Below are 5386 nucleotides of genomic sequence, written 5' to 3'. Positions count from 1 at the left end.
GGTTAAATCCAAAACGGCAGCTGAATGAGCTTAATAGAGGCCAAAGCGGTCTGGAAACGTACGGATTGTTCAGTAACTTGACTCATGATTTCTTACCTATTAGTGGTTGAACAGCATCGGACTCAGATAGTAATCCACGCTCTTTTAAAATGTCAACAAGAGAATCTCTACCATGAACAAAATGTGACTCATATCTAAACCAGTCCTTGACGAACGTGCCAAGCATATTAAGCCACTTCTCCTCATCCAACGCGTCAGTTTTTGACAGAATCGTTAGTTGATGGCGAAAGGTCGCAAAGTAAGAGCTTCTCGAGCTGCGCAAGGATAGGTCGAATTTTCTCATTTTCCGCCAGCAGTCCACTTCGATTTAATTCGTAAACAAGCAGTAGTAATTCCTGCTTTATCAAGATAATTTTTCGACTCATCAGAAATATCCGAAAGTGTTAACTTCTGCGTCATGGAAGCGATAAAACTCTGCAGGTTGGATACGCCAATCATTTTTATCGAAGCGCGCATAAATTTGAGCAGATTTGTCGTCACAGGTTGCGCCGCCAAAACGTCGGCTACAGTAACTTTTCCCAGCCTCAATCTCATCTCTCTTTTTGCGTTCTGCTTCAATATCTGGTTGAACGGCGTCGCGTCGTAACCCAGCTTGGTAAGTTGGATTAAGCACTCCGTGGACAGATTTGTCATTGTGAGCATTTTCATCCCGAAGTTGCGGCTCATTCTGATTCTGAACAGCTTCTTGGGAAGTAGCGACAGCTTGGTTTTTAGTGAGTTGTTCCATTCTTTAGCTCCTAGACCTTTAGCAGCAAGGTCCATATCTGACTTTTTGTTAACGTATTTAGCCACATAGAAACCAACAGCCATATAACTGGTAGCTTTAAGCGGCTCACCTTTAGCATCAACAGGCCACAACCAACCAGAACGTGAAAAAGCGTCCTGCGTGTAGCGAACTGCGATGGGCATACTGTAACCATAAGGCCACGTATTTTGCAAGCTATTTAACTGGCGGCGATTGCGTACCCGACGACCAAAATTAGGGTCAACGCTACCTGTAGGAAGTGTCCGCATAAAGTGCACCGCATGGAAATGAAGACGGCCATTAGCTGTACCATACTCAGGCACACAAAAATACTGATAGCAGTCGGCGTGTGAATCATTAGCCTTGCGACCCTCGGCAGCAAGAACCATACGACCAATATCACGAAAATAGTCACGCAAAGCATTGGGATTATCATAAAACGCCTCTAATCGGTCGTCAGCCAACGTGAGAGTGTCAAAAACGATAAACCAACCATCAGCATGAGCCTGTCGCATTGCATTCATCAAACGCTGAATAGCAAAGCCTCTACGCGATTTCATAGTGGAGGCCTCCAGCAATCTTGAACACTCATCCTTAATACCTTTCTTTTTGGGGTAATTATACTCATCGCGAATATCCTTAAGAGGGCGTTCAGCAGCCAGCTTGCGGCAAAACTGCGTAACCGTCTTCTCGTTCTCTAAAAACCATTTTTCGTCCCCTTCGGGGCGGTGGTCTATAGTGTTATTAATATCAAGTTGGGGGAGCACATTGTAGCATTGTGCCAATTCATCCATTAACTTCTCAGTAACAGATACAAACTCATCACGAACGTCAGAAGCAGCCTTATGGCCGTCAACATACATATCACCATTATCGAACTCAACGCCCTGCATACGAAAAGACAGAATCTCTTCCAAGAGCTTGATGCGGTTATCCATCTGCTTATGGAAGCCAAGCATTGGGGATTGAGAAAGAGTAGAAATGCCACAAGCCTCAATAGCAGGTTTAAGAGCCTCGATACGCTCAAAGTCAAAATAATCAGCGTGACATTCAGAAGGGTAATAAGAACGAACCATAAAAAAGCCTCCAAGATTTGGAGGCATGAAAACATACAATTGGGAGGGTGTCAATCCTGACGGTTATTTCCTAGACAAATTAGAGCCAATACCATCAGCTTTACCGTCTTTCCAGAAATTGTTCCAAGTATCGGCAACAGCTTTATCAATACCATGAAAAATATCAACCACACCAGAAGCAGCATCAGTGACGACATTAGAAATATCCTTTGCAGTAGCGCCAATATGAGAAGAGCCATACCGCTGATTCTGCGTTTGCTGATGAACTAAGTCAACCTCAGCACTAACCTTGCGAGTCATTTCTTTGATTTGGTCATTGGTAAAATACTGACCAGCCGTTTGAGCTTGAGTAAGCATTTGGCGCATAATCTCGGAAACCTGCTGTTGCTTGGAAAGATTGGTGTTTTCCATAATAGACGCAACGCGAGCAGTAGACTCCTTCTGTTGATAAGCAAGCATCTCATTTTGTGCATATACCTGGTCTTTCGTATTCTGGCGTGAAGTCGCCGACTGAATGCCAGCAATCTCTTTTTGAGTCTCATTTTGCATCTCGGCAATCTCTTTCTGATTGTCCAGTTGCATTTTAGTAAGCTCTTTTTGATTCTCAAATCCGGCGTCAACCATACCAGCAGAGGAAGCATCAGCACCAGCACGCTCCCAAGCATTAAGCTCAGGAAATGCAGCAGCAAGATAATCACGAGTATCCTTTCCTTTATCAGCGGCAGACTTGCCACCAAGTCCAACCAAATCAAGCAACTTATCAGAAACGGCAGAAGTGCCAGCCTGCAACGTACCTTCAAGAAGTCCTTTACCAGCTTTAGCCATAGCACCAGAAACAAAACTAGGGACGGCCTCATCAGGGTTAGGAACATTAGAGCCTTGAATGGCAGATTTAATACCAGCATCACCCATGCCTACAGTATTGTTATCGGTAGCAAGCACATCACCTTGAATGCCACCGGAGGCGGCTTTTTGACCGCCTCCAAACAATTTAGACATGGCGCCACCAGCAAGAGCAGAAGCAATACCGCCAGCAATAGCACCAAACATAAATCACCTCACTTAAGTGGCTGGAGACAAATAATCTCTTTAATAACCTGATTCAGCGAAACCAATCCGCGGCATTTAGTAGCGGTAAAGTTAGACCAAACCATGAAACCAACATAAACATTATTGCCCGGCGTACGGGGAAGGACGTCAATAGTCACACAGTCCTTGACGGTATAATAACCACCATCATGGCGACCATCCAAAGGATAAACATCATAGGCAGTCGGGAGGGTAGTCGGAACCGAAGAAGACTCAAAGCGAACCAAACAGGCAAAAAATTTAGGGTCGGCATCAAAAGCAATATCAGCACCAACAGAAACAACCTGATTAGCGGCGTTGACAGATGTATCCATCTGAATGCAATGAAGAAAACCACCATTACCAGCATTAACCGTCAAACTATCAAAATATAACGTTGACGATGTAGCTTTAGGTGTCTGTAAAACAGGTGCCGAAGAAGCTGGAGTAACAGAAGTGAGAACCAGCTTATCAGAAAAAAAGTTTGAATTATGGCGAGAAATAAAAGTCTGAAACATGATTAAACTCCTAAGCAGAAAACCTACCGCGCTTCGCTTGGTCAACCCCTCAGCGGCAAAAATTAAAATTTTTACCGCTTCGGCGTTATAACCTCACACTCAATCTTTTATCACGAAGTCATGATTGAATCGCGAGTGGTCGGCAGATTGCGATAAACGGTCACATTAAATTTAACCTGACTATTCCACTGCAACAACTGAACGGACTGGAAACACTGGTCATAATCATGGTGGCGAATAAGTACGCGTTCTTGCAAATCACCAGAAGGCGGTTCCTGAATGAATGGGAAGCCTTCAAGAAGGTGATAAGCAGGAGAAACATACGAAGGCGCATAACGATACCACTGACCCTCAGCAATCTTAAACTTCTTAGACGAATCACCAGAACGGAAAACATCCTTCATAGAAATTTCACGCGGCGGCAAGTTGCCATACAAAACAGGGTCGCCAGCAATATCGGTATAAGTCAAAGCACCTTTAGCGTTAAGGTACTGAATCTCTTTAGTCGCAGTAGGCGGAAAACGAACAAGCGCAAGAGTAAACATAGTGCCATGCTCAGGAACAAAGAAACGCGGCACAGAATGTTTATAGGTCTGTTGAACACGACCAGAAAACTGGCCTAACGACGTTTGGTCAGTTCCATCAACATCATAGCCAGATGCCCAGAGATTAGAGCGCATGACAAGTAAAGGACGGTTGTCAGCGTCATAAGAGGTTTTACCTCCAAATGAAGAAATAACATCATGGTAACGCTGCATGAAGTAATCACGTTCTTGGTCAGTATGCAAATTAGCATAAGCAGCTTGCAGACCCATAATGTCAATAGATGTGGTAGAAGTCGTCATTTGGCGAGAAAGCTCAGTCTCAGGAGGAAGCGGAGCAGTCCAAATGTTTTTGAGATGGCAGCAACGGAAACCATAACGAGCATCATCTTGATTAAGCTCATTAGGGTTAGCCTCGGTACGGTCAGGCATCCACGGCGCTTTAAAATAGTTGTTATAGATATTCAAATAACCCTGAAACAAATGCTTAGGGATTTTATTGGTATCAGGGTTAATCGTGCCAAGAAAAGCGGCATGGTCAATATAACCAGTAGTGTTAACAGTCGGGAGAGGAGTGGCATTAACACCATCCTTCATGAACTTAATCCACTGTTCACCATAAACGTGACGATGAGGGACATAAAAAGTAAAAATGTCTACAGTAGAGTCAATAGCAAGGCCACGACGCAATGGAGAAAGACGGAGAGCGCCAACGGCGTCCATCTCGAAGGAGTCGCCAGCGATAACCGGAGTAGTTGAAATGGTAATAAGACGACCAATCTGACCAGCAAGGAAGCCAAGATGGGAAAGGTCATGCGGCATACGCTCGGCGCCAGTTTGAATATTAGACATAATTTATCCTCAAGTAAGGGGCCGAAGCCCCTGCAATTAAAATTGTTGACCACCTACATACCAAAGACGAGCGCCTTTACGCTTGCCTTTAGTACCTCGCAACGGCTGCGGACGACCAGGGCGAGCGCCAGAACGTTTTTTACCTTTAGACATTACATCACTCCTTCTGCACGTAATTTTTGACGCACGTTTTCTTCTGCGTCAGTAAGAACGTCAGTGTTTCCTGCGCGTACACGCAAGGTAAACGCGAACAATTCAGCGGCTTTAACCGGACGCTCGACGCCATTAATAATGTTTTCCGTAAATTCAGCGCCTTCCATGATGAGACAGGCCGTTTGAATGTTGACGGGATGAACATAATAAGCAATGACGGCAGCAATAAACTCAACAGGAGCAGGAAAGCGAGGGTATCCTACAAAGTCCAGCGTACCATAAACGCAAGCCTCAACGCAGCGACGAGCACGAGAGCGGTCAGTAGCAATCCAAACTTTGTTACTCGTCAGAAAATCGAAATCATCTTCGGTT

At 44.7% G+C, this 5386-nt stretch carries 9 protein-coding genes; all 9 read right to left on the bottom strand.

Going from position 1 to position 5386, the window contains the following annotated elements; translation table 11 throughout:
* Positions 1-2: 2 nt before the first annotated feature.
* Positions 3-86: a hypothetical protein gene (locus tag NMK_RS19220; protein ID WP_503128372.1), complete on the bottom strand. Its 84-nt coding sequence runs from the start codon at positions 84-86 to the stop codon at positions 3-5.
* Complete coding sequence (locus NMK_RS19215) at positions 83-322, bottom strand: phage DNA packaging protein C (protein ID WP_016670801.1); 240 nt, start codon at positions 320-322, stop codon at positions 83-85. Before NMK_RS19215 ends, NMK_RS19220 begins: the two co-directional genes overlap by 4 nt.
* Complete coding sequence (locus NMK_RS19210) at positions 255-407, bottom strand: hypothetical protein (RefSeq protein WP_435988044.1); 153 nt, start codon at positions 405-407, stop codon at positions 255-257. Before NMK_RS19210 ends, NMK_RS19215 begins: the two co-directional genes overlap by 68 nt.
* Complete coding sequence (locus tag NMK_RS19205) at positions 340-1881, bottom strand: replication endonuclease (protein ID WP_000252566.1); 1542 nt, start codon at positions 1879-1881, stop codon at positions 340-342. Before NMK_RS19205 ends, NMK_RS19210 begins: the two co-directional genes overlap by 68 nt.
* Before the next feature lie 63 nt (positions 1882-1944).
* Positions 1945-2931 (bottom strand): Minor spike protein, encoded by a 987-nt coding sequence (locus NMK_RS19200; RefSeq protein ID WP_000466547.1) that lies wholly within the window; start codon positions 2929-2931, stop codon positions 1945-1947.
* 8 nt (positions 2932-2939) lie between these two features.
* Positions 2940-3467 carry a hypothetical protein gene (locus NMK_RS19195; protein WP_000487867.1) on the bottom strand — a complete coding sequence of 176 codons (528 nt, stop codon included), beginning with the start codon at positions 3465-3467 and terminating at the stop codon, positions 2940-2942.
* A 110-nt stretch (positions 3468-3577) separates the two neighbouring features.
* Complete coding sequence (locus NMK_RS19190; RefSeq protein WP_000065572.1) at positions 3578-4861, bottom strand: major capsid protein; 1284 nt, start codon at positions 4859-4861, stop codon at positions 3578-3580.
* Positions 4862-4897: 36 nt separating this feature from the next.
* A complete protein-coding gene (locus NMK_RS19185; RefSeq protein WP_000033471.1) occupies positions 4898-5014 on the bottom strand; it encodes a phage DNA packaging protein J in 117 nt (38 codons plus the stop codon).
* On the bottom strand, positions 5014-5386 hold a 373-nt coding region (locus tag NMK_RS19180; RefSeq protein WP_109016081.1), incomplete at its 5' end, for an external scaffolding protein D. The genes NMK_RS19180 and NMK_RS19185, both read right to left, overlap by 1 nt.

Origin of the sequence: Novimethylophilus kurashikiensis, assembly GCF_003112435.1 — a bacterium.
In the GTDB taxonomy this organism is placed as follows: Bacteria; Pseudomonadota; Gammaproteobacteria; order Burkholderiales; family Methylophilaceae; genus Novimethylophilus; species Novimethylophilus kurashikiensis.
This window is presented reverse-complemented; position numbering and strand designations above follow the sequence as displayed.